Source organism: Gemmatimonas sp., from assembly GCF_021298855.1.
Classification (GTDB): Bacteria; Gemmatimonadota; Gemmatimonadetes; order Gemmatimonadales; family Gemmatimonadaceae; genus Gemmatimonas.
Genome location: NZ_JAJTHI010000068.1, coordinates 34,655 through 58,686, shown reverse-complemented (window position 1 = coordinate 58,686; position 24,032 = coordinate 34,655). Strand labels below are relative to the sequence as shown.

Sequence of the window (24,032 nt, the reverse complement as noted above, 5' to 3'; positions counted from 1 at the left end):
CGCCCCGTGTGACGCCAGCTTGATGGGATCGGTGTTGGCCCGCATGACGTTGGCCGACCAGGCGAAGGCAATGACCGCGCCGAAGGCCATGATGGCCGTGAGCGCCGTCGTTTCGGCCACGGTGAACTTGAGGATTTCCCCACCATACGGCTCGAGCAGCACGTCCTGCAGGTTGAAGGCAAAGAACCCGAGCCCCGACGCCAACAGCAGGCGCACCGCCTGGCCCCCTTCACTGAAGGTGCGCCAGGCATCGCGGAACATCGGACGCCGTTCCCCCTTCTGGTATTCCACGACGCCACGCACCCGCACTTCCTGTTTCCAGAGCGAGAAGGCGTTGCACACCACCGTGAACACGGCCGTGCCCTGAATGACCTGGATGAGCTTGAATGGCGTGAAGCCCTGCAGCAGCCGTTCCAGCACCAGGGCGCTCACCAGCGTCCCCATGAGCATCATGAGGTACATGAGCGCGATGACGCGCGGCCGTTTGTCCTCATCCACGATGTCGGTGGCGAGCGCCAGCCCCGCCGTCTGCGTGGTGTGCGCACCGGCGCCCACCAGCAGAAAGGCCAGGCCGGTCCCGGCATAGGCCACCCAGAGCGGGGCGCGGCCGCCCCCTTCCGACAGCACGAGGAGCGCGAAGGGCATGATGGCCAACCCGCCGAACTGCATCTGAGTGCCCAACCACAAGTAAGGCACCCGCTTCCACCCCAGAATGCTCTTGTGCGTGTCCGACTTGAAGCCGACCAGGGCACGGAAGGGCGCAACGAGTAGCGGGATGGCGAGCATGATCGCCACCAGCGACGCGGGCACCCCGAGTTCGAGAATCATCACGCGGTTGAGCGTGCCCACGAACAACGTCTGCACCATCCCCACCGACAGCTGGAACAGCGACAGCCGCATGAGGCGGGACAGCGGGACGTCGTTCGTGGCCACGTCGGCGAACGGCAGGTACTGACTGCCCACGTTGCGCCAGACGTTGACGATCCGATCGGATGCGGACGCCATCACGCCACTCCCGGTTTTCGCGCCGACATCACCACACCGGCTGCATGCGCACGTCGGCCGGCAGCGGCTGACGGTGCGGCGTTTGCAGGAACAGGCGCAGGAACGTCAGCCCGTTGGAGACCTTGAGGGCCGTCACCTTGATCTTCGTGAACACCCCGCCGCCCTGCGCTTCGGCCTTCCGCATGGCGTCGGTGTTGAGCCACATCTTGTGCATGAGCCCCCAGAACGCCTCGCTCTCCGTGTCGATGGTGTCGGGGAACACCTGCCGGCTAATGAGGTTCGTGAGCGTGATCACGCTGCGATCGTACTCGTCGACGTTGATGCCCATGAAGTCGAAGAACGGCTTCCGGGCGTGGTCGCGCACGTACATGGTGCAGAAGACGGCCAGCAGGAAGAAACGGATCCACAGCTTGTTCACCCCTTCGAGGAACTGCGGATTCGAGCGCATGAGCACCGCGAACGCCTCCCCGTGGCGGAATTCGTCGAGACACCAGTTCTCGAACCACTTGAAGATCGGATGGAACCGCTTGTCCGGCTGCTTCTCGAAGTTGCGATAAATGGTGACATAGCGCGCGTAGCCGATCTTTTCCGACAGGTACGTGGCGTAGTAGATGAACTTGGGCTGGAAGTACGTGTACTTCTTGGATTTCGTCAGGAAGCTCAGATCGACCGCCACGTTGAAATCGTTCAGCGTGTGGTTGATGAAGCCCGCGTGGCGTCCCTCGTCGCGGCTCATGAAGCCGAACAGTTCGCGCACGTCGGGGTTCTTGATGCGCTTCTTGATCTCGGCGTACAGGATGCACCCCGAGAATTCGGCCGTCACCGACGACGTGAGGAACTCGATGAACTGCTCACGCAGCGCCGGGTCCATGTCGGAGAAGTCCTGGTCGAACTCGGCGTTGCGCTTGAAGTGATCCTTGTTGGGATCGCGCCGGAACTCCGCGAGAATCTCATCCCACATCCGCCGGTTCTCCGGCGTGATCTTGAGGGCGTCGATTTCGGCGAAATTGGTGGTGTAGAAGCGCGGGTTGAGGATGGCGTCCTGCTGGGCCGCCTTCGTCGTTTCGTTCACCGGCTTCATCGCGCGAACGGGTACGTCAGTCTCGGTGGAGTACATGTCTGATCAGCCTTCGAAGCCGACTTCGTAGAGTTCGTGAATTTCGGTGCCGCCGGTGAGCTTCACGATCTGGCGCTTGAGCCAGCTCGCGCGCTTCACTTCGGCGCTCGATTCGAACGTGGTGGTCGTGCCAAACGCGATCCGGTTGGGCGTGTTGCGCACCAGCACCTCGTCGCCGGGATCGACCTCCACCCCCTTCAGATCCACGTGGGCGTGGAAATGGTCGTGGGTCATCTCCAGGTCGACCGTGCACGGCACCTCGCTCTTGCGCGACGCCGCATACCAGACCCCTCCCCCCACGGCGGCGGCAGCCACCAGCCCCCATGTCATCACGTCCATCCTGCGTCCTCCCGGTGCTTCGGCATGTGTCGGTCAGCCCCGCCGCGTGCCACGGGCACCCAGCGTGGCGTGTTGCAGATTGATCGCCATCGATCGGTAAAACCCGGATTCAATGAGTCTGGTGCCCACCATCCCCCAGCTGTCAAGGACCGGCTCGGCGGCGAGCGCCTTGCGGAACGCGTTCTCGGACACCGGGACGATGGACGGGGAACGGTCGGAGCGCGGGAAGAGCTTCCCCACGGCGCGCATCACCGTGAGCATGGGGGTGCGCGGCGCCACGGTGATGAGCATGCGTTCGTTCACCCGCGGCGCCAGCGTGGCCAGCGCCTTCACCATGTCTTCCAGTTCGTAGTGGATGATGGAATCCATGGCCACCACGTAATCAAAGTGCCCGAGCGACGGGTCGAGCATGTCCCCGGAGCGGAAATCGATGTCGTCGATCCCCACCTCCTCCGCCCGCTCCTGCGCGTGCTGCACGAGCGTGGGGGAGAGATCGATGGCCACTACCTCGGCCCCCCGTTGAGCCAGCTCGATCGAGGCCGTCCCGGTGCCACAGCCGGCGTCGAGCACCCGCTTGCCATGCAGATCAGGGGGCAACCACGTGAGCAGCGTGTGGCGCATGCGGTCCCGGCCGGCGCGCACCGTGGCGCGCACGCGGGACACCGGCGCATCGGAGGTGAGGGCTTTCCAGGCGTCGGCGGCGGTGCGGTCGAAATACTCCCCGATCCAGGCCCGCCGCTCGCGGTACGACACCGATGCGGCGTGCGAACCCCCAAGCGGCGTTCCCTCGAACGACGGACCTGGAGTCGGGGAGTTGTTCACGGTCGGAGCCATCAGTCGAATCCCAAGAGGTCGAAGATTTCGCGATCCTTGAGCGGTGCCGCTGGGAGCGGCACCACATCCTCGAGCATCTTGCGCGCCAGCTCGAGGTACTCGTGCTGTACCTTCACCACGTCCTCGGTGGGCTCCATCTCGAAAATCGTGCACTTCTTGAGCCGGCTGCGCCGGATGGCGTCCACATCCTGGAAGTGCGCCATGGTCTTGAGGCCGACCGCGGCGTTGAAGCGGTCGATCTCGTTCGTCTCGCGCGAGCGGTTCGCCACCACGCCGCCCAGTCGCACCTTGTAGTTCTTGGACTTCGCCTGAATGGCCGCAATGATGCGGTTCATGGCGAAGATCGAGTCGAAGTCGTTGGCGGTGACGATGAGGCAGTAGTGCGCGTGCTGGAGCGGGGCCGCGAATCCGCCGCACACCACGTCCCCCAGCACATCGAAGATCACCACGTCGGTGTCCTCGAGCAGGTGATGCTCCTTGAGCAGCTTCACCGTCTGGCCGGTCACGTACCCGCCACAGCCGGTCCCCGCCGGTGGGCCGCCGGCCTCGATGCACTGCACGCCGTTGAAGCCCTCGAACATGAAGTCTTCCGGCCGCAGCTCCTCGGCATGGAAGTCCACGCTTTCGAGCACGTCGATGACGGTGGGCACCATCTTCTTCGTGAGCGTGAACGTGCTGTCGTGCTTCGGGTCGCACCCGATCTGCAGGACGCGCTTCCCCAGCTTCGAGAACGCCGCCGACAGGTTGCTCGACGTGGTGCTCTTGCCGATGCCGCCCTTGCCATACACGGCAATGACGAGCGCCCCCTCGATCTTCTGGTTCTCGTCCAGATGGACCTGCAGGGAGCCGTCGCCGTCGCCGAGCGCGTCCACGATGGGGAGTTTCATTGTTGCCATGCTGCGTTACCCGTTGGGGAGTGGGGGTGCTACAGGTTATGCCGCGTACACACCTTCAAGGCGATCTTCCAGATCCGCCGCCGCATCCCGCAACGCCTCCAGCGTGGCGTCATCAGGTTGCCAGTACCCGCGGTCGTTCGCTTCCAGCAGACGCTGTGCAATGCCCAGCGCCGCATCCGGATTGGCATCGGCGATGCGCTTCCGCATCTCCTCGTCCAGTACGAAGGTCTTGCTGGCCTCGGCGTACACCCACTGCGGCACCGTCCCCTTGCCGCCGGTCGCCGACCAGCCGAGGGTGGTGGTGAGATGGCCGGTGATGTTGCGCACGCCTTCGTAGCCGTACTGGATCTGCGCCTCGTACCACTTGGGGTTGAGCATCTTGGTGCGCGATTCCAGCTCCACCTGCTCCTTGAGCGTGCGCACCTTGCCCTGCCCCTGCCCGTAGTCACCCACGTACACGGCGGGCGCCTTGCCATCGTTCTGCTGGGCAATGACGCGCGTCATGCCGCCGAGCGACTCCACGTACTGGTCGATGTCGGTGGCGCCGAGGTCCACGGAATCGAGCCCCTGGAACGACAGCGTGGCCTTGCCGAGGGCGCGCTTCATGAGCGCCGACTGCGATTGCGGCTTGCCATCGGGACCATAGGCAAAGCCCTTGCGCTGCACGAACAGGTCGGCCAGTTCGTTCTCATCCTGCCACTTGCCCGTCTCGATGAGCAGGTTGACGTTCGACCCGTAGGCGCCGTCGGCATTGGAGAAGACGCGCAGCGAGGCCTGCTCCAACGTGCAGCCGGTGTCGCGCATCGTCTCCAGCACGTGCTTGCGGATGTAGTTCCTCTCGGGATCTTCCTCCGCCTTCGCGCACAGCAGCGACGCTTCGGCGAGCAGCTTCACCTGCAGCGGCAGCAGGTCGCGGAAGATGCCGGACAGCGTGATGACCACATCCACGCGCGGCCGACCGAGGCTGTCGAGCGGCAGCAAGCGGGCCCCCGTGAGGCGCCCCACGCTGTCGAAGCGCGGCACCACGCCCATCATCGCCATGACCTGCGCCAGCGGGGTGCCTTCGCTCTTCATGTTGTCGGTGCCCCAGAGCACCACGGCGACCGTCTCGGGGAACTCCCCGGTTTCCTGCCGGTGCTTGACCAGCAGCTGCTCGGCGCGTCCCCGCCCTTCGAGCATGGCCGCGGCACTGGGCACGCGATACGGATCGAAGCCGTAGATGTTGCGCCCCGACGGCAGCACCTGCGGATTGCGCAACAGGTCACCGCCCGGCGCCGGCTCCACGTAGCGCACGTCGAGCGCGCGCAGGACGCCGTCCACTTCACGGTCTTCGCGCAGCGCCGCGTCGTAGCCGGCCAGCAGCGCGAGATGCTGATCGAACTGCTGGTCGTTGTTGAGCCGCAGGCCGTGCGCTTTGGCCTCGGCGCGCCCGGCCTGCTGCGCCGCCCGGAGGTCGCCCTGCTCCACGAGCGCCTGCACCGCGGCCCGCACGACCGCTTCCACCGCCGCACCCTGCACATCATCGGTGCGTTTGTCGCCGTGCCCCGCCAGCACCGTTTCCCCGATGCTCGGCAACTCCACCTCGGGACGTCCGGAGCGCGCCATCTCGATGAGCATTTCGACGCGTGCCTCGGCCGTCATGGGCTCACCCACCACGTGCAGCCCGGTGGGGATGAGGCTGTACTCCAGTTCCAGCAGCCGTTCGCGGATCTCGGCGATGCGCGCGTCGGTTTCCTCGGGCGTCCATGCCGGCTCGGCCTTCGCCAGCTCCACCGCCGCCGCCTGCTGCTGCACGAGCGTGCGCAGCTGGTCGGCATCTGCCGCCCGGCCGCTGTCCATCTGCCGCCACCGATCGAGACTCGTCTTGAGATCGGCCAGACCCCGATAGAGCCCGGCGTTGCTCACCGGCGGCGTGAGGTACGACACCAGCGTGGCGTTGCCACGACGCTTGGCGAGCGTGCCTTCCGACGAGTTGTTGGAGGCATACAGGTACACATTGGGCAGGTCGCCAATGAGGCGTTCCGGCCAGCAGGTGGCATCGAGTCCCGACTGCTTGCCGGGCATGAACTCGAGCGCGCCGTGCGTCCCGAAGTGCAGCACCGCGTCGGCCCGGTAGTCCTCCTTGAGCCAGCGATAGAAGGCACTGAAGGCATGCGTCGGGGCGAACCCGCCCTCGAAGAGCAGGCGCATGGGGTCACCCTCCCAACCGAAGCTGGGCTGCACCCCCACGAACACGTTGCCGAACATGGCGCCCATGACCTGGATGCTCTGCCCGTCGGCGAGCTGTCGGCCGGGAGCGGGGCCCCACGTCTTCTCGATTTCCTTCAGATACTTCTCGCGCCGCACGTGATCGTCCACGGGGATGCGCGTGTGCACGTTGGCCGGCGCGCCGAACTGCTCGCGATTGCCCTGCGTGATACGCTCCCGCAACTCATCCACGCTGCCGGGCAGGTCGACGGTGTACCCCGCCTCCTTCATTTCGGCGAGCACCCGCTGCAGCGACGGGAAGACGGCGAGATACGCCGCCGAGCCGGTGTTGCCGGCGTTGGGCGGGAAGTTGAACAGGATGATGGCGACCTTGCGCTCGCCCCGCGCCTTCCGGCGCAGCGTCACCAGCCGGCTCACCCGTTCCGCCACGCGCTCGATGCGCTCCGGGATGGGCTCGGAGGCGGCTGGCTTGCCTTCCACCGGCTGCCCCTTGCCCCCGTACACCGTGGGCACGATGGCCCCATCGAGTTCGGGAATGGCGATCTGCAGCGTGGCCTGCAGCGGGTTGAGCCCGCGCGCATCGCGCTGCCACTCCTCGATCGTCTGGAACTCGAGTGTCTGCAGGGTGAGGTACGGGACGTCGAGCTGCTTGAGCACCGCCTGCGCCGCGACCGAATCGTTGTAGGCCGGTCCGCCCACCAGCGAGAAGCCGGTGAGGTTGATCATGGCATCGATGGTGGCGTGTCCGCGCGCATCCACGAAGTACTTGCTGATCGCGGGGCGCGCATCGAGCGCCGACGAGAAGCCGGCCACCACCTTGAGTCCCCGCGCCTCGAGCGCGTCCACCACCGCGGCATAGTGCGCGACGTTGCCGGCGAGCAGGTACGAACGCCCCACCAGCAGCCCTACCGTCCCGCGGTGCTGCGCCTTGGCGGGGAGCGCCGCAAGCGCCTCGGTGATGCCGCGATTGGGGAGCGCCGGGTGCCAGAGTCCCACTTCGGGATAGGTGACCGGCTGCGCGGGCTTGAGCGCGCCCCTGAACTTCGCCCGCGGGCCGGCGGCGTAGCGATCGACGGCGTAGCGGATCATCTGTTCGATGTTCTCGTCGCTGCCGGCGAGCCAGTACTGGATGAGCAACAGATACGCCCGCACGTCCTGCGCCGTGCCCGGAATGAACTTGAGCAGGTTGGGGAGCGTGCGCAGGGCGCTCATCTGCCGCTCGCCACTGCTCTTGCCGTCGCCTCGCGACCCACGGAGCTTCTTGAGCAGCGAGATGGGGGAGAAGGGCGACCGGCTTTCGCCGCCGGACATGTCGAACTTGCCCAACCGGGTGCACTTCACGAGTTCCGGCGTGCACAGCGCGCAGAGCACCGCATCGGCCTCGGCACGGCGCGCGAGCACGGCGGGGAGCACCTCGTTGGCGTACTCCTCCTGAAACAGCTGCGTGCACACCACGATGTTGGCTTTCGCGATGTCCTGACGCGCGCGTTCGGCGGCCGTGGGATCGGTGCCGAAGTCGGCCGCGATGTGCATGGACACGTGCAATCCCGGGATGCTTTTGAGTCCCTGCTTGGCGCGTTCGAACGCGTCGGCCAGGTGAGCATCCAGCGTCGTGATGCAGACGCGCATTTCGGGAGTGCGAGTGTCAGCGGCCATAGAATGCCTTGGCGTCGTACAGGGTATCCACGGTGATCTCGGCGATCCCGTGCTCGAGGGCATACCGTTCGGTGTTGCGGCGCGCCTTGCCGCGCACGAAAAACGGAATCTTCTTGAGTTCCGCCTCTGCCGGTGGCAGCCACTGCGTGCTCGTCACCGGTGCGGGCTGGGCGGATGACGGGGCGGGCGCTTCGCCCTCTTCCTCGGTAAGCCCCACGGCACTCGCCGCCTCGGGCACCACGATCTCGTGGGTCCCGGCGGGCGTGGCGGTGGAGAAGGAGGTGGCCGACGCATCGGGGGATGTCCGACCCGGCCCGGTCGCCGGCACCGCCTTGGGCGCCGCGTTGTGCAGATGCGACGGCGAGGTTCCGTCGCCGAACTCGAAGTCGTCGCGGAACATGTGCAGCAGGTGTTCCTCGAGCCCCATCATGAGCGGATGCACCCACGTGTCGAAGATCACGTTGGCGCCTTCGAAGCCCATCTGCGGCGAGTGCCGCGCCGGCACGTCCTGCACGTGGATGGGGGCCGAGATCACCGCGCAGGGCACTCCAAGGCGCTTGGCGATGTGGCGCTCCATCTGCGTGCCGAGCACCAGTTCGGGCGCCAGTTCGCTCACCCGCTGCTCCACCGCCAGGTAGTCATCGGAGATGAGCGCCTCGACGCCGATGCTGGCGGCATATTCGCGCACCGGCCGCGCGAATTCGCGCGAATACGTACCGATGCCCACCACCTGGAAGCCGAGTTCGTCGCGCGCGATGCGCGCCGCTGCCAGCACGTGCGTGGCGTCGCCGAAAACGAAGACCCGCTTGCCGGTGAGGTACGTGCTGTCCACCGACCGTGAGTACCAGGGCAGCAGCGAGCGGCTCGCATCCACCTGTGCCGTGCCGGCGCGCTCGTGGTCGAGCAGCGGCTGCACGTCGAGGCCGGTGACCGTGCCGATCTCCTGCACGAACTCGCGGGTGGCCAGCACGCCGATGGGGACCGTCTTCACGGTGGGCATGCGGAACGTCTTCTCGAGCCACCGCGCCGTGGTGTCGGCCACCTCCGGGTAGAGCACGATGTTGAAGTCCGCCTCGGGGATGCGCCGGATGTCGGCCACCGTGGCGTTGTGCGGCGCGCAGACGTGCACGTCCACCCCGAGGTCGTGCAGCAACCGCGTGATTTCCCGAACGTCGTCGCGGTTGCGGAAGCCCAGCGCCGTGGCGCCCAGCAGATTGGCGCGCGGACGCCGGTTCTCCCGGCGCACCACCTCCCGCACCGGCTCACGCGTCGTGCCAGGCGGCGGGGCCATGGGCTGCAGCAGGGCGCGCACGAGATGATAGAACGTCTCGCTGGCCCCCCAGTTTTCCTTCTTGCTGTAGGCCGGCAGTTCGAGCGGCACGACCGGCACCGGCAGCGACATCCCCTGCGCCAGTGAGCCCGGTTGATCCTGAATGAGTTCGGCCGTGCACGATTCGCCCACCAGCAGGGCATCGGGCTTGAACCGCTCATACGCCTCACGCACCGACGTCTTCACCAGCTCCGCCGTATCGCCACCCAGATCGCGCGCCTGGAACGTGGTGTACGTGACGGGCGGGCGGCGATCACGCCGCTCGATCATGGTGAAGAGCAAGTCGGCGTAGGTATCGCCCTGAGGAGCGTGCAAGACATAGTGCACGCCCTTCATGGAGGTGGCGATACGCATTGCCCCCACATGCGGCGGACCTTCGTACGTCCAGAGCGTCAGTTCCATGGCCGCCTCACACCGCGAGTCGCTGCGCCCGATCGAGCGGGCGCGCAAAGAGTTCGGCCAGATCGCCGGCCTGTTCGTAGCCGTGCACAGGAGAGAAGACCAGTTCGATGGACCACTTCGTGCGCAGCCCCTCGGCCTCGAGCGGATTGGCGAGCCCCAGACCGCACACGGTGAGATCGGGGTGCGCCTCGCGACACCGGTCGAGCTGCTTTTCCACGTCCTGCCCTTCACTCACCTGCGCCGTGGCGGGCAGACGAGACAGCTCGGCGTCGATGAGCAGCTTGTCGAGGTACGGCGTGCCCACCTCGACGAGCGCCATGCCGCACTCCTCGTACAGGAAGCGGGCAAGCGGGATCTCGAGCTGGGAATCGGGGAACATGAACAACCGCTTGCCCTCGAGCTGCGCGCGATAGCGCGAAAGCGCCACACGCGCCCGCTCGGCATTGGGGGCCACACTGCTGTCGAAGTGCGCCGGGTTCACGCCCCAGGCGTCGGCCGCGGCACGCAGCCAGGCGGTGGTCCCTTCGACACCGAAGGGATACAGCGCCGGCAACAGCGTGGCTCCGCGAGCCACCAGCGCGCGCGCGGTGTCGCCGAGAAACGGTTGCGCGAGGAGGATGCGCGTATTGGGGCCAATGGGCGGCAGCTCGCGAGCCCGCCGGGGCGGGAAGAAGTGCACGGGCCCCACCCCGAGCTTGGCAAACATGCGCGCGAACTGGTCTTCGACCACGTCGGCCACGGTGCCGACCACGAGCAGCGACGGCTCGGTCGTGCGGCTCTCCGGCAGGTGCGGCACCATGCTGCGCAGGCAGGCGTCTTCCCCCTGCGTGAAGGTGGTTTCGATGCCGCTGCCGCTGTAGTTGAGGATGCGCACGCGCGGCATGAACTGGCCGTTGAGGCGTTCGGCCGCGCGCGCCAGATCGAGCTTGATCACTTCCGACGGGCAGGAACCCACCAGAAAGAGGGTGGTGATGTCGGGACGCCGCGAGAGCAGCTGCTGCACCACCCGATCGAGTTCGTCGTTGGCGTCGGCGAGGCCGGCCAGATCCCGTTCACTGAGGATGGCGGTGGCAAAGCGCGGCTCGGCGAAGATCATGACGCCGGCCGCCGACTGCACCAGGTGGGCGCAGGTGCGCGACCCCACCACCAGAAAGAAGGCGTCCTGCATCTTGCGATGCAGCCAGACAATGCCGGTCAGGCCGCAGAAGACCTCGCGCTGACCACGCTCGCGGATGACGGGCAGCTCGACGGCCGTGCTCATGCGACCTGCACCTCGACAGCCCGGGCGGCCTTTTCCGCGGCTTCCTGCAGCCGCGCGGCACGGAGCTTGAGGATGAATTGGATGGCGTTCACGGTGTAGGCGGCGTAGGCCACCAGCGCCATCCACATCAGGAAGCGGGGATCCCACGCCAGATACAGCCCCACGAGATAGGCCGTGTGCTGGCCAATCACGAAGAAGCTGACCACGTCTTCCCAGAAGAAGGACTCGTGGAACAGGTACTGGCCGAACACCACCTTCTCCCAAATCGCGCCGGTCACCATGATGGTGTACAGCACGAGCGTCTTCACGACAATGGAGAGGTGGGCCGCCTCGAGTCCCTGTCCGGTCCGGAGGTAGCGCAGCACCAGGAACACGGACACGCCCATGACGAGAAACTGGACGGGTGCAAGGATTCCCTGCACGAGTGTCCACTTGGTCTCGTCGCGGCGCTTCCGCTCTTCCGGCGTATACAGACCCGTGCGCACGGTGGGTGCCGACGCGCGAGGATCGGCGGCCGCTGGAGTCGCGGCCGTCTTGGGATGGGGCACAACAGTCATCTAGCCGTCTCTTCCGGGGGTTCGCTGCCCAGATGAGCAGAAGGTGTGATCGGACCGGGTAGTTGTCAAGAAGAATTGACGTACACTTTTCTTGACAACTGGACCATGTGGTACCATAATCGCCGTGCTTTCGTTATGGTGTGCCCGCACACCAGGGCCCATCTCACCACGCCATTGCGCCAAGGAGTCCTCGCGTCATGACCGGCGCGCCTCTCCAGCCAGCTGCCATCGGCTTCCCCACGGTGACTCGAGGCCCGGGATCCCACCCCGATGCCATGGACCACCTTACTTCGCAGCGCCGCAGTGAGCGGCTCGAGCGCCTCGAGCGCCTCGAGCGGACCATCCAGAACGAACTCGTGCCGCGCCTGATGACGAGCCACCGCGTGGGGCCGGTTTCGCCGGCCATGGCGGCGGCCGCCGCCCGCGTGCTTTCGGAAGGGGACGTGCAGGCGTTCGTGGCGGCCGTGCGCAGCCCGGACGACGGCCGCGGGGCGCAGTTCGTGCGCACCGTCCTCGCCGAAGGGGCCACGGTGGAGGCGGTCTATCTCGATCTGTTGGCCCCCTCTGCCCGCCGGCTGGGCGACATGTGGGACAACGACGAGTGCGATTTCGTCGAGGTGACGGTGGCGCTCGGACGCATGCAGCGGCTGCTGCGTGACTTGTCGCAGGTGTTCCTGGCCGAGTCGGGGCATGCGGAGCCGGTGGGCAACATTCTGCTCACCTGCGTGCCGGGCGAGCAGCACACGTTGGGCATCATCATGGTGGGCGAGTTCCTGCTGCGCGACGGGTGGCGGGTGCTCGTGGGCGCGCCGTGGACGGAAAGTGACCTGCTGTCGATGGTCGCCACGGAGTGGTACGACGTGATCGGCTTCTCGGTCGGCACGGAAAGTCGCCTGTCCGTCCTGCGTCGCGATATCCGCCGGCTCAAGCAGGCCTCGCGCAACACGAACGTGCAGGTCATGGTTGGCGGACAGCTGTTCGCCGACGATCCGTCACTGGCCGATCAGGTCGGTGCCAACGCGATCGCGTCGGATGCCCGTCAGGCACCGGCCATTGCGCGTTCCTTGCTGACGGCGGCGCGGGCGGGACTGCCGGAAGCGCATCGGACGGAGGGGCTTGGCGAGTATGGCCAGTTCCGTGAAGCCCTTCGACGCGAATAACCCCGCCATCGGCGAGCTCGATGCCCGCTCGGCTGCCTCATTGCTTGCGGTGGCCGGGGACATTGCGCTTGTCATGGATGGGGCCGGCGTCATCCGCGACGTGGCCCTCATGGGCGGCGGGGACACGCAGTTCGATACCGCCACCCAGTGGATCGGCCGGCCGTGGAACGAGACCGTGTCGGGCGACTCGCGCGGCAAGATCGACACGCTGCTCAAGGAAGCGATCCATCAGGGAGTGTCGAAGCGCCGCCAGGTGAATCACCTCATGGGCGACGTCATGGACGTGCCCGTGTCGTACACCACGATCAAGCTCGGGCGTGACGGCAGCCTCGTGGCGGTGGGGCGCGACATGCGACACGTGTCGGCGCTGCAGCAGCGGCTGGTGGAAGCCCAGCAGGCGATGGAGCGTGACTACTGGCGCCTGCGTCATGTGGAAACGCGCTACCGCCTGCTCTTTCAGTTGGCGAGCGACGGCATTCTCGTGCTCGACGCGACCAACCTCAAGGTGCTCGACGCCAACGCCGCCGCGGGACAGCTCTTTGGCGAACCTACCGACCGGCTGATCGGCCGCGTCTTTCCGCTGGGCATGGATGCCACGGCGGCGCGGGCGCTCGAGGATCTGCTGGGAGCCGCGCGCAGTGCCGGCCGGTCGGGCGACATTGGCCTCACGCTGCATGGCGGGCGGGCGGTCCACGCGTCCGCGTCCTGCTTCCGACAGGAGCAGGCGACGCTGCTCCTCGTGCGCTTTTCGCCGGCGGAGTTGCCGGCGGGCGGCGGCAGCGGCGCCAACTCGCCCTCGCGGCTGCTCGACCTGCTCGAGCGCTCCCCCGATGCGTTCGTGGTGACCGATCTCGAGGGCGTCATCCTGACGGCCAATCGGGCGTTCCTCGATATCACGGAGCTGGCGAGCGAAGAGCAGGTGCGCGGTACCCCGCTGGCCACCTACATCGGACGCCCCGGCGCCGACTTTCCGGTGTTCACCAGCATGCTGCGGAAGAACGGTGTGGTGCGGCTCATGGCGACCTCCGCGCGCGGCCTCCACGGCAACCAATCCGAGGTCGAGGTGTCGGCGGTCTGGGTGCCCGAAGGGGAGGAGCCGTGCATCGGCTTCACCATTCGCGATATCGGCCGGCGGCTGGCCAGTGGCCCGCAAGGTGCCCGCGACCTCACCCGCGCCGTGGAAGAGCTCACGTCGCTCGTGGGGCGCGTGTCGCTGCGCGACCTGGTGCGCGACACGGTGGACCTGGTGGAACGACATTTCATCGAAGCCGCCCTCGAGCTCACCAACGACAACCGGACGTCGGCGGCCGAGGTGTTGGGGGTGAGCCGGCAGAGCCTGTACGTGAAGTTGCGAAGACATCGACTGGTGAGCCCCGGTGGCGACCGGGAAGAGGATGTGAGCGGCTAGCGACACCGCCGCCCCCACCGGCGCAGCCGGACTTCCCTGAGCCCTTCCATTAGGCGGAAACGTCAAGCGGGCTCTGTCGCATACGGTCACTGTCAACTAAACTGGACACCTATGGGCGTCAGCTACTCAGAACGTACGGTCCCGGCACGACTGGATCCGAAAGCGGTCCTGACGTTGCTCAAGCCAGTCACCTGGTTTCCCCCGATGTGGGCGTTCACCTGCGGAGCGATCTCCGCGGGCGTGCCGCTCTCTGCGGAGCGCCTGTGGACGCTGGCGTTGGGCATCGGGTTGACGGGACCGATGGTCTGTGCCTCGAGCCAGGCGGTGAATGACTGGTTCGACCGTCACGTCGACGCCATCAACGAGCCCAACCGCCCCATTCCCTCCGGGCGTATTCCTGGGCAGTGGGGACTGGCCATTGCAATCCTCTGGAGTGCCCTCTGCGTCGTGTGGGCACTCCCCCTGGGCCGGTTCGGGCTGGGCGCCGTGGCCGTGGCGCTGGCCTTTTCCTGGGCTTACAGTGCCCCGCCCTTGCGCTTCAAGCGCAACGGCTGGCTCGGGAACACCGCCGTTGGCTTCACCTACGAAGGGCTCGCGTGGATCACCGGCGCGGGCATCATGCTGGGCAATGTGCTGCCGCCCACCCCGCTGCTGCTGCTGGCCGTGCTGTACAGCATCGGGGCGCACGGCATCATGACGCTCAATGACTTCAAGGCCATCGAGGGCGATCGGCAGATGGGGGTGAACTCGCTCCCCGTGCTGCTGGGCCCGACGGGGGCCGGGTGGGTCGCCTCGCTCGTCATGCTGCTGGCGCAGGGCGTCGTGATCGGACTGCTGGTTACGTGGGGGCGCCCCGGCTTCGCCATCGCCATCGGTGTGCTCGCCGTCATTCAGGCGGGGCTCATGTGGTGGTTCGTGCAGAAGCCGGTGGATCGGGCGCTCTACCTCAGCGCCTTCGGCGTGCCGTTCTACGTGAGCGGCATGATGGTGTCGGCCTTTGCCGTGCGCACGCTCCCCATGATCACCGCGTTCGGTGAGGGGCTCCGCTGATGGGCACCGCCGTGGCGCCGTCATCGGCCGCCATGCCGGTCGCCGCGTCGGCGGCGGAATCGGGCATGAGCTGGTGGCATCTGACGCGCCTCGGTTTCGTGCAGGCGGCGATCGGCGCCGTGGTGGTACTGCTCACCACCACCATCAATCGCGTGATCGTGGTCGAACTCGGGCTGCCGGCGCTCATTCCGGGGCTGCTGGTGGCGCTGCACTTCGCGGTGCAGCTGTACCTGCGTCCCCGTCTCGGTCATGACAGCGACGGGCACGGGCGCCGGACACCGTGGATTCTGGGTGGCATGGCGGTGTGTGCCGTCGGTGGCGTTGGCGTGGCCGCCAGCGTGCCGGTCATGGCCGAACATCCGGTGCTGGGCGTGGTGCTGGCCTCACTCGCCAGCATGCTGTTGGGTGCGGGGGTCAGCGCGTCGGGCACCCCCTTGCTGGCGCTCATGAGCGAACGGGCGCGTCCCTCGCAACGCGCCGGCGCGGCGGCCATCACGTGGATTCTGATGATCGTCGGCATCATCATCACGGCGGCCACCTCGGGCTCCCTGCTCGATCCCTTCTCGTTCACGCGCCTCATCGCCATTGCCGGCGGCATCGGCGGGGTGGGGCTGCTGGTGTCGTGGCTGGCCACGCTGGGCGTGGAGAAGGGGCTGCGCCCGGTCATGCCCGCCGGGGCAGCGGCGCGCGGGCACGCGTCGTTCCGCCACACCGTGCGCACCGTGTGGCAGGAGCCGGCGGCCCGACTGTTTTCGGGGTTCATCTTCCTGGCGATGTTCGCCTACAGCGCGCAGGATCTCATTCTCGAGCCCTTTGCCGGCGTCGCGTTCGGCATGACGCCGGGGGAGAGCACGAAGCTGTCGGGAGCCCACCACGGCGGGGTGCTGGCGGGAATGATTCTCGCCGCGCTCCTGGCCTCGCGCACCGGGCAGCTGCGGCACTGGGCGGCGGCCGGATGCGCGGCCTCGGCGGTCACGTATCTGGCGCTGGTGGCGTCGCCCGGCCTGTTCAGCGTCCCGGTATTCACGCTGGTCGTGGTGCTGCTCGGCATCGCCAACGGGGTGTTCGCCATTGGCGCGATCGGCTCCATGATGGCGCTCACGGGCGACAAGTCCGACGGCCGCGCGGGGTTGCGCCTCGGGGTGTTCGGCGCGGCGCAGGCGCTCGCCTACGCGGTGGGCACCATGTCCGGCGCGGCCGGCGTCGATCTGGCCCGCGCCGTCTTCGACTCCCCGGTCCGTGGGTATCTGGCGGTCTTCGGGGTGCAGGCGTTCTTTTTTGCGGCGTCGGCGTGGCTGGCCTTGCGCAGCGCGTCGAGCGAGCGCGCCAACGAGGTGTTCCAGCAACGCGGCGAAATGCTGTCGGCGGTAATCCAATGAGCCACACGGAGGCCAGTCTCATGCGTGCACAGAGCGGCGACCAGCAGGATGATCTGACCCAGCTCGAGCGGGGGGTCCCGTACGAGGACGGGGAACTGTTCGATGTGGTCGTGGTGGGAGGCGGTCCGGCCGGTGCCACGGCCGCGCACGAGCTTGCCTGCGCCGGCCGCAAGGTGCTGCTGCTGGATCGGGCGTGGCGCACCAAACCGTGCGGCGGGGCCGTGCCACCCCAGCTGCTCCGTGATTTCTCCATTCCGCAGTCGTTGCTGGTGGCGCGGGTAAACACCGCGCGGGTCATCTCACCGACGGCCAAGAAGGTGGATATCCCGGTGGGTGACGGCTTCGTGGGCATGGTCGACCGCGATGTGTTCGATGAGTGGCTGCGCCAGCGGGCGGCCATTGCGGGAGCCGTGCGCCGTACGGGCGCATTCACGCAGTTCTCCCGCGACGCCAGCGGCATCGCGACGCTTTCGTATACCGAGGGGCGGTCGCGCCACGGCGCCGTGCGCACGGTGCGCGCGCGCTACGTGATCGGTGCCGACGGGGCGCTCTCCCCGATCGCCCGGCAATGCATCCCCGGGGCGCACAAGGCCAAGCATGTGTTCGCGTACCATGAGATCGTGAAGTCGCCGGTCACCGACAGCGAGGTGTTCGGCCACGATCGTGTGGATGTCTACTACAACGCGCCGCTGTCCCCCGATTTCTACGCCTGGGTGTTTCCGCATGGCGCCACCACCTCCATTGGCACTGGCACCCTGCAGAAGGGCTTCGGCCTCAAGGAAGCGGTGGCGCGCCTGCGGGCGGACACCGGCATGGACCGGCTGGAGACCATCCGCCGGGAAGGCGCCCCCATCCCCATCAAGCCGCTCCCTCGCTGGGACAACGGCCGGGACGTGGTGGTCGCCGGCGATGCCGCCGGGGTGGTGGCGCCCGCCAGCGGAGAAGGCATCTTCTACGCGATGACCGGCGGCCGGCTTGCCGCGGACGCCGTGGAAGAGGCGTTGCAGACCGGCAAGGCGTCGGCGTTGAAGCAGGCGCGCCGCCGCTTCATGCGGTTGCATGGCCCGGTGTTCTTCGTGCTCGACGTGATGCAGAGCTTCTGGTACACCACCGACAACCGGCGTGAGCGCTTCGTGGCGATCTGCCGGGACCGGGACGTCCAGCAGCTGACGTTCGATGGCTACATGCGTAAACAGCTCGTGCGGGCGAAGCCCATGTCGCACGTGCGGATCTTCTTCAAGAACCTGGCGCATTTGGCCGGGCTCGCGCCCGCCTGATCACCGTCTCCGCATCCCCTCCCCGATGCTGATCTCGATCGCCATCGACTTCCGCCACGCCGATGTGGCCACGCGTGAGCGCTTCCATCTCTCCGAGGAGCGCCTCACGCAGTTGTACCGCACGGCGCGCACCGAAGTGATCACCGAATCCGCGCTCATCTCCACGTGCAATCGCACCGAGCTGTACGCGTGGGTCGACAGCGACGAGCCGCAGGTGATCGAGCGCTCCGTGCAGGTGCTGGCGCGCCGCTGGATGCGCACGCGCACCGAGGGCGACCAGCTGCTCACCACGGCCACGCGCCGCGAGGGACGTGACGCTGCCGAGCATGTCATTCGCATCGCCTCCGGTCTCGAGTCGCAGGTCCTCGGCGACGGGCAGATCCTGGGCCAGCTCAAGGCGGCGTACAAGCGTGCCTCGCGTGGCCAGGCGGCAGGCCCGGTGCTGCATCGCCTGTTCGAAACGGCGCTCCGCGCCGGCAAGCGGGTGCAGACGGAAACGTCGCTCACGGCGGGGCGCAATTCCGTGGGCGCCGAGGCGGCCATTACCGCCTCGCAGCGTTTCGGCAATCTCGAAAACGCACGCTGTGTGGTGATCGGTGCCGGCAAGACCGGAGCGCGCGCTGCCAAGCAGCTGCACAAACTGGGCGCCCGCGACATCGTGGTGGTGAATCGTACCTACGAGAATGCGGCGAGCCTGGCCGGCATGGTAGGCGGCCGCGCCTCCACCTGGGACGCGCTGCATGTGGAAGCGGCGATGGCCGACGTGGTGATCGTGGCGACCGGCAGCGAGGTACCGGTAATCGAGGCGGCAGCGCTGCACCGCGCCCGCGAGGCGTGCGCGGCCACCGGCTATGCCCTGCTCATGATGGACCTCAGCGTGCCGCGCAACATCGACCCGGCGGTGACGTCCGAGAGCGGCATCACGCTCATCGATCTCGATACGCTGCACCAGCCGCTGCTGTCGGCCGAAACGATGCGCCGGGATGCGGTGCCGCACGCGGAAACGATCTGCGCCGGGGAGACCGACGCGTTCATGGCATGGCTGGCCACGATGCCCGCGCGTGACGCCATCCAGCCGCTGCGGGCCGCGCTGGAAGATGTGGCCCGCCGCGAAGTGGCCTTCCACTCGAAGGACGACAGCGTCGCCGAGAAGGCGGCCTCGCGCATTGTGGCCAAGCTGCTTGCCGGCCCCATGGCGGCGCTCCGACGTGCCGTGCAGCGCGGGGAGCCGCTCGACCAGCACGCGATGATGCTGCTCGAGATGTTTGCGCCCAGCGGCGGCGCCGGGGCCACGGACACGCGCCGCAGCGGCACGCACCGGGCCGTGGCCGCTCCCGCCCCGACGCCGCCAGCCCCCGCCGCTCCGGCGCCTCGGGTACGGCCGCGCGTGGTCCCGGCCGGTTCCCCGGCCACGGTGCCATCGCCGGTCGCGGCAGCCCACGAAGCTGCGCCGCTGGTCGCGTCCCGCCAGTTCGGCTGACCCTGCGGGTGGCGCCCGGCCGCACGGTCGCGCGCCGCCGTATACCTTTGGCATTCGAGTTGCCCGGCTCCCGGCAGCCCGAGTTCACCCGGGCTTTCCGAGCCCGCTACTCCCCTCTGTATGAACGACCTGTTGTTGCGCGCGCTGCGCCGCGAATCCGTCGAGCGCCCCCCGGTGTGGATGATGCGCCAGGCCGGACGGTATCTCGCCGAGTACCGCGCCGTGCGCGCGAAGAGCGACTTCCTCACGATGTGCCGCACGCCCGAGCTGGCCACGGAGGTCACGCTGCAGCCGATCGATCTCGTGGGAGTGGACGCGGCGATCATCTTCAGTGACATCCTGGTGATCCCCGAGGCCATGGGGATGCACCTCACGCTCGATGAGGGCGTCGGGCCGCAGTTCCCGTCCCCGATTCGTTCGCAGCAGGATCTGGAGCGCCTGCGTGCAGTCGATCCGGAAGATCAGCTCGGCTACATGCTCGAGGCGTTGCGGATGACCCGTCGCGCACTCAACGGTCGCGTGCCGCTCATTGGTTTTGCCGGGGCGCCGTGGACCCTGGCGGCGTACATGGTGGAAGGCAAGGGCACCAAGCAGTTCGCGGTGGCCAAGAAGATGCTCTTCGAGCAGCCGGCCCTCGCGCACGCGCTGCTCGATCGTCTGGCCACGGCGGTGGGCGATTTTCTCGTGGCGCAGGTGGCGGCGGGGGCCCAGGTGGTGCAGTTGTTCGAATCGTGGGCCGGCGCGCTGGGCCCCGACGAGTTCCGCACCTTCTCCCTCCCCTACCTGGCCAAGGCGGCGCTGCGGGCCCGTGAAGCGGGTGTACCCGTCATCGTCTTTGCCCCCGGTGGCGGATGGGCACTGAGCGAAATCGCCGCGGCGACGCAGGCCGATGCCATTGGGGTCGACTGGCACACCGCGCCACAGGACGCGCGTCGGCAGACCGATCCGTTCAACGTGGCGCTGCAGGGCAATCTCGACCCCTGCGCGCTGTACGCTCCGCCCGCCGAAATCCGCCGTCGCACGCACGAGATGATTGCCGGCTTCGGGCCTGTGGGACATGTGGCCAACCTCGGCCACGGCATCCTCCCCGACATGAAGCCCGACCACGCGCGGGCGTTCATCAATGCCGTGAAGGAATGGGAGTGGACTGAAGAACGAGTGGCGGCATATCAGGCGAGCGCGCCGTTCCGCCAACTCGCGGAGGTCCCGTGACCGTGGCGACTCCGCTCGAGGACGCGCCGACCGTGCCCGCCAGCGGCAATCGGCGCAGCGACATCACCCGCTGGATCGCGGGGCTGCACGATGAGCTCACGTCATTCTTCGGCCGGCTCGATCGGGGCGGGACCTTCACCGAGGATCGCTGGGAGCGTCCCGGCGGCGGGGGCGGCGTCGCGCGCGTCATGACCGACGGCGTGACGTTCGAAAAGGCCGGCATCAACCGTTCGGCGGTGATGGGGGTGCTGCCGCCGGCGGCGGCGGCCCGTCTGGGCGGCCGCGGCGCGGCAACCGGCAGCACGCACTTCTTTGCGACAGGCGTGAGCCTCGTGGTGCACCCACGCAACCCGAAGGTGCCCACGGTGCACCTCAACGTGCGCTACTTCGAGCTCACCGACGAGGCCGGCCAGATCACGGACTGCTGGTTCGGTGGGGGCACCGATCTCACGCCGTTCTATCCGCACGCAAGTGACGCCCGCACCTTCCACATGGCGCTGCGTGACATGTGCGCCCGGCACCATCCCGCGCTCTATCCCGCCTTCAAGCGGTGGTGCGATGAGTACTTCGTGAATACGCACCGCGACAACGAGGCGCGCGGTGTGGGCGGCATCTTCTTCGATCATCTGCGCGCCGACACCGAGGGCTATGGCCTCGACCATGACGCGACGCAGGCGTTCGTGACCGATGTGGCCCGGGTTCTGCGACAGGCGTATGAGCCCATCGTCGATCGGCGCCGGAATGAACCGTTCAGCGAAGCGGAGCGGGAGTTCCAGCTCGTGCGGCGCGGCCGCTACGTGGAGTTCAACCTTGTGCATGATCGGGGTACGACCTTCGGCCTGCAAACGAATGCACGCGTCGAGAGCGTGCTCATGAGTCTCCCGCCGCTGGCCATGTGGCAGTACGCCCCCCGCTATTCCCCCGATTCCTTCGAAGCGCGGCTTCTGGCAATGCTCGAGCCACGCGACTGGGTTACGGACGTCGCTGGAGCGTGAACCATGCGGGTGCTCGCAGACTGGGTCGGCCACGTGCCGCCGATTGAGGGCGAGGGGGGCGAGAGCCGCTCCGTTGCCGTCGTCGGCGCGGGCATTACCGGATTGGTGGCGGCGTACGAACTGCGCCGGCGCGGTGTCAATGTCACGCTCTACGAAGCGAGCGGGCATGCCGGTGGCGCCATTCGCACCACCCATGCGGATGGGTTTCTGGCGGAGCATGGCCCCAACTCGTTCGTCACCTCCGGTCCGGTCGAGGCGCTCATCGAGCAGCTCGACCTCACGAATGACGTGGTGGAGGCCGTTCCCGGCGCCAATCGCCGCTACGTGGTGCGCGATGGGCGGCTGCTGCCGTTTCCGCTCACGCCCGGCGCCATGCTGGGCACGCCCCTGCTCTCGCTCAAGGCAAAGCTGCGGGTGCTGCTCGAGCCACTCGTGCGGACCCGTACGCAGGACAGCGACGAGTCGATCGCGAGCTTTGTCCGCCGCCGACTTGGACGGGAGGTGCTTGACTACGCCGTGGATCCCTTCATTTCGGGGATCTTCGCGGGTGATCCGGAAACGCTGAGCATGGCCCACGCCTTCCCGCGGGTGGCCGAGCTCGAACGCCAGTACGGCTCGCTTTCCAAGGGGCTCATGGCGCAGCGTCGGCAGCAGCCCGGCGCGAGCGAACGCGCCACCGACGGCAACACGGGGCATCTCATGTCCTCGCCGCCGGCCCGCGCACGGCTCATCAGCTTCGTCGATGGGATGCAGACGCTCACCGACGCGCTCGAAGCCTCGCTTGCGGGCACGTTGCGCCTCGGATGCCCGGTGCGGCTGGTCCATCGCCAGGATGCGCGCTGGGTGGTGGATGCCGGCCAGGACGGCGCCTCTCGCTCGCGGCTGGTGGACGCCGTGGTCATGGCGACGCCCGCGCATGTGCTGGCCGCCATGGAGCTGCCGGCCGCCATGCGCCGCTTCTCAGCGCCCATCGAGCGCGTGGAGTACCCGCCCGTGAGCACACTCACACTGGGGTTTCTCCGGGCCGATGTGCAGCACCCGCTGGACGGGTTCGGCGTGCTCATTCCAGCGACTGAACGACGCACACTGCTGGGGGCGCTGTTCAGCTCGTCGCTGTTCCCGGGGCGCGCCCCGGACGATTGCGTCACCATCACCTGCTTCGTGGGTGGCGCGCGTCAAGCCGAGCGCGCGCGCGAAGACACGGACCTGCTCGTGGAGCGCGTCCTGCTCGACCTGCGGCAGTTGCTCGGCGTGCAGGGCGAGCCGGTGTTCGCCAAGCACGTGTACTGGTCGCGCGCCATTCCGCAGTACACGGTGGGGTATCAGGCCGTGAAGGATGCGGCCGACGCCACGGAGGCGCAGAATCCGGGACTCTACCTGTCGGGGAACTACCGCAACGGCGTATCGGTGGGCGACTGCGTGGCCAGCGGACAGCAGGTCGCCGAGCGCGTGGCGGCGTATCTGGCGCGCGCGGGGTAACTGGGCGGCACTATTCGGATGTTCGGATTCTCCGATGACCCGAGGTCGGAGGCCGGGTTCATGTCCGAGGTCGGAAGCCGGAAGTCCTCGGCGGTCCGAGGCCGGAGGGGCGGTGGCGACATCTCGTACGGCTGCGAGGCACCTCCGGCAACGGCCGGGGTCGCGCGGACAAGCATGTGCGTAGTGGATCCGCTCACCAGCGGTGCCAGACCGACGTGACGCTGGCGTGTGGTGAGCGCATCACGCATGCTTCGGCATGACACTCGACCTGCTGGCGATCGGACCGCATCGCGACGACGTGGAGCTCACCTGCGGTGGCACCCTCATCAAGGCCGTTGATGACGGCAAGCGGGTGGGCATAGTCGACCTCACGCAGGGAGAAATGGGGACGCGCGGGTCGGCGGCGTTGCGCGCGCAGGAAGCCGAGTCGGCGCGGGAACTCATGGGCGTGCACGTGCGCGAGAACCTCGGACTGCCCGACGCCGGCATCACCAACGACGAGCAGACGCGGGCCGCGCTGGTTCAGGTCATTCGGCGGCTGCGGCCGCGGGTGGTCATTGCCCCCGCGCCACGCGGACGGCATCCGGATCATCGTCGGACCACCGAACTGGTACGCGACGCCTGCTTCCTGGCGGGGCTGCGCAAGTATGCCCCCGGTGATCACGACGCGTTCCGTCCGTTCAAGCTGCTGCACGTGATCACGTACCGCGAGGATTACACCAAGCCCACCTTCGTGGTGGACATCAGCGCGCAGTTCGAGCGCAAGCTGGAGGCCATCAGGGTGTATGGCTCGCAATTCGACGGGCTGACGCAGGCCGGTGAGGTGTACCCGAATGGCGAGCCGTTGTACGACATCGTGCGCCATCACGCTGCCCACTACGGCTCACTCATCCGCACCCGGTACGGCGAGCCGTTCTTCACGGATGAAACGATGGCCGTGTCCGACGTCACGTCACTGGGCGTCTCCACCTTCTGACCGGACCCGGC

The 24,032-nt window shown here is 67.6% G+C and carries 19 protein-coding genes; 10 read left to right on the top strand and 9 right to left on the bottom strand.

Going from position 1 to position 24,032, the window contains the following annotated elements; all coding sequences use genetic code 11:
* From LW840_RS16040 to bchF, 9 genes are all read right to left on the bottom strand, one after another.
* The coding region (locus LW840_RS16040) for a BCD family MFS transporter (RefSeq protein ID WP_291277363.1) at nt 1-1,005 on the bottom strand (1,005 nt) is incomplete at its 3' end.
* Nucleotides 1,006-1,033: 28 nt separating this feature from the next.
* Nucleotides 1,034-2,086: a magnesium-protoporphyrin IX monomethyl ester (oxidative) cyclase gene (gene acsF, locus LW840_RS16035; protein ID WP_345780911.1), complete on the bottom strand. Its 1,053-nt coding sequence runs from the start codon at nt 2,084-2,086 to the stop codon at nt 1,034-1,036.
* Between the two features lie 42 nt (nt 2,087-2,128).
* Entirely contained in the window at nt 2,129-2,452 is a 324-nt protein-coding gene (locus LW840_RS16030; protein ID WP_291277361.1) for a hypothetical protein, read from the bottom strand.
* A 42-nt stretch (nt 2,453-2,494) separates the two neighbouring features.
* Nucleotides 2,495-3,295, bottom strand: a complete 801-nt coding sequence (bchM, locus tag LW840_RS16025; protein WP_291277360.1) for a magnesium protoporphyrin IX methyltransferase — start codon at nt 3,293-3,295, stop codon at nt 2,495-2,497.
* On the bottom strand, nt 3,295-4,182 hold the full coding sequence (gene bchL, locus LW840_RS16020) for a ferredoxin:protochlorophyllide reductase (ATP-dependent) iron-sulfur ATP-binding protein (RefSeq protein WP_291262558.1): 888 nt from the start codon (nt 4,180-4,182) through the stop codon (nt 3,295-3,297). Before bchL ends, bchM begins: the two co-directional genes overlap by 1 nt.
* A gap of 45 nt (nt 4,183-4,227) precedes the next feature.
* Nucleotides 4,228-8,055, bottom strand: coding sequence for a magnesium chelatase subunit H (locus LW840_RS16015; RefSeq protein ID WP_291277359.1), 3,828 nt, complete (start codon nt 8,053-8,055; stop codon nt 4,228-4,230).
* A complete protein-coding gene (bchB, locus tag LW840_RS16010; protein WP_291277358.1) occupies nt 8,045-9,787 on the bottom strand; it encodes a ferredoxin:protochlorophyllide reductase (ATP-dependent) subunit B in 1,743 nt (580 codons plus the stop codon). The genes LW840_RS16015 and bchB overlap by 11 nt, the downstream gene beginning before the upstream one ends.
* 7 nt (nt 9,788-9,794) lie before the next feature.
* Nucleotides 9,795-11,048, bottom strand: a complete 1,254-nt coding sequence (locus LW840_RS16005) for a ferredoxin:protochlorophyllide reductase (ATP-dependent) subunit N (RefSeq protein ID WP_291267083.1) — start codon at nt 11,046-11,048, stop codon at nt 9,795-9,797.
* Entirely contained in the window at nt 11,045-11,533 is a 489-nt protein-coding gene (bchF, locus tag LW840_RS16000) for a 2-vinyl bacteriochlorophyllide hydratase (protein WP_343213844.1), read from the bottom strand. Before bchF ends, LW840_RS16005 begins: the two co-directional genes overlap by 4 nt.
* Before the next feature lie 347 nt (nt 11,534-11,880).
* Here bchF and LW840_RS15995 point away from each other — a divergent pair, with 347 nt between their 5' ends.
* The 10 genes from LW840_RS15995 to bshB1 all read left to right on the top strand — a co-directional run bounded on the left by LW840_RS15995 (nt 11,881) and on the right by bshB1 (nt 24,021).
* Complete coding sequence (locus LW840_RS15995) at nt 11,881-12,765, top strand: cobalamin-dependent protein (protein WP_291267082.1); 885 nt, start codon at nt 11,881-11,883, stop codon at nt 12,763-12,765.
* Nucleotides 12,731-14,173: a transcriptional regulator PpsR gene (gene ppsR / locus LW840_RS15990; RefSeq protein ID WP_291267081.1), complete on the top strand. Its 1,443-nt coding sequence runs from the start codon at nt 12,731-12,733 to the stop codon at nt 14,171-14,173. The genes LW840_RS15995 and ppsR overlap by 35 nt, the downstream gene beginning before the upstream one ends.
* A 111-nt stretch (nt 14,174-14,284) precedes the next feature.
* The gene (chlG, locus tag LW840_RS15985; RefSeq protein ID WP_291277356.1) at nt 14,285-15,223 is read left to right on the top strand and encodes a chlorophyll synthase ChlG; all 939 of its coding nucleotides are present in this window, start codon (nt 14,285-14,287) and stop codon (nt 15,221-15,223) included.
* Complete coding sequence (locus tag LW840_RS15980) at nt 15,223-16,602, top strand: BCD family MFS transporter (RefSeq protein WP_291267079.1); 1,380 nt, start codon at nt 15,223-15,225, stop codon at nt 16,600-16,602. Before chlG ends, LW840_RS15980 begins: the two co-directional genes overlap by 1 nt.
* Nucleotides 16,603-16,622: 20 nt before the next feature.
* Nucleotides 16,623-17,879, top strand: a complete 1,257-nt coding sequence (locus LW840_RS15975; protein ID WP_291267078.1) for a geranylgeranyl diphosphate reductase — start codon at nt 16,623-16,625, stop codon at nt 17,877-17,879.
* Between the two features lie 25 nt (nt 17,880-17,904).
* The gene (hemA, locus tag LW840_RS15970) at nt 17,905-19,359 is read left to right on the top strand and encodes a glutamyl-tRNA reductase (RefSeq protein WP_291267077.1); all 1,455 of its coding nucleotides are present in this window, start codon (nt 17,905-17,907) and stop codon (nt 19,357-19,359) included.
* Nucleotides 19,360-19,479: 120 nt separating this feature from the next.
* Nucleotides 19,480-20,571 (top strand): uroporphyrinogen decarboxylase, encoded by a 1,092-nt coding sequence (gene hemE, locus LW840_RS15965; protein WP_291267076.1) that lies wholly within the window; start codon nt 19,480-19,482, stop codon nt 20,569-20,571.
* Entirely contained in the window at nt 20,568-21,566 is a 999-nt protein-coding gene (hemF, locus tag LW840_RS15960; protein ID WP_291262546.1) for an oxygen-dependent coproporphyrinogen oxidase, read from the top strand. Before hemE ends, hemF begins: the two co-directional genes overlap by 4 nt.
* A 3-nt stretch (nt 21,567-21,569) precedes the next feature.
* A complete protein-coding gene (gene hemG, locus LW840_RS15955; RefSeq protein WP_291277355.1) occupies nt 21,570-23,045 on the top strand; it encodes a protoporphyrinogen oxidase in 1,476 nt (491 codons plus the stop codon).
* A gap of 256 nt (nt 23,046-23,301) precedes the next feature.
* Nucleotides 23,302-24,021: a bacillithiol biosynthesis deacetylase BshB1 gene (gene bshB1, locus LW840_RS15950; RefSeq protein ID WP_291269182.1), complete on the top strand. Its 720-nt coding sequence runs from the start codon at nt 23,302-23,304 to the stop codon at nt 24,019-24,021.
* The last annotated feature ends 11 nt before the right edge of the window (nt 24,022-24,032 follow it).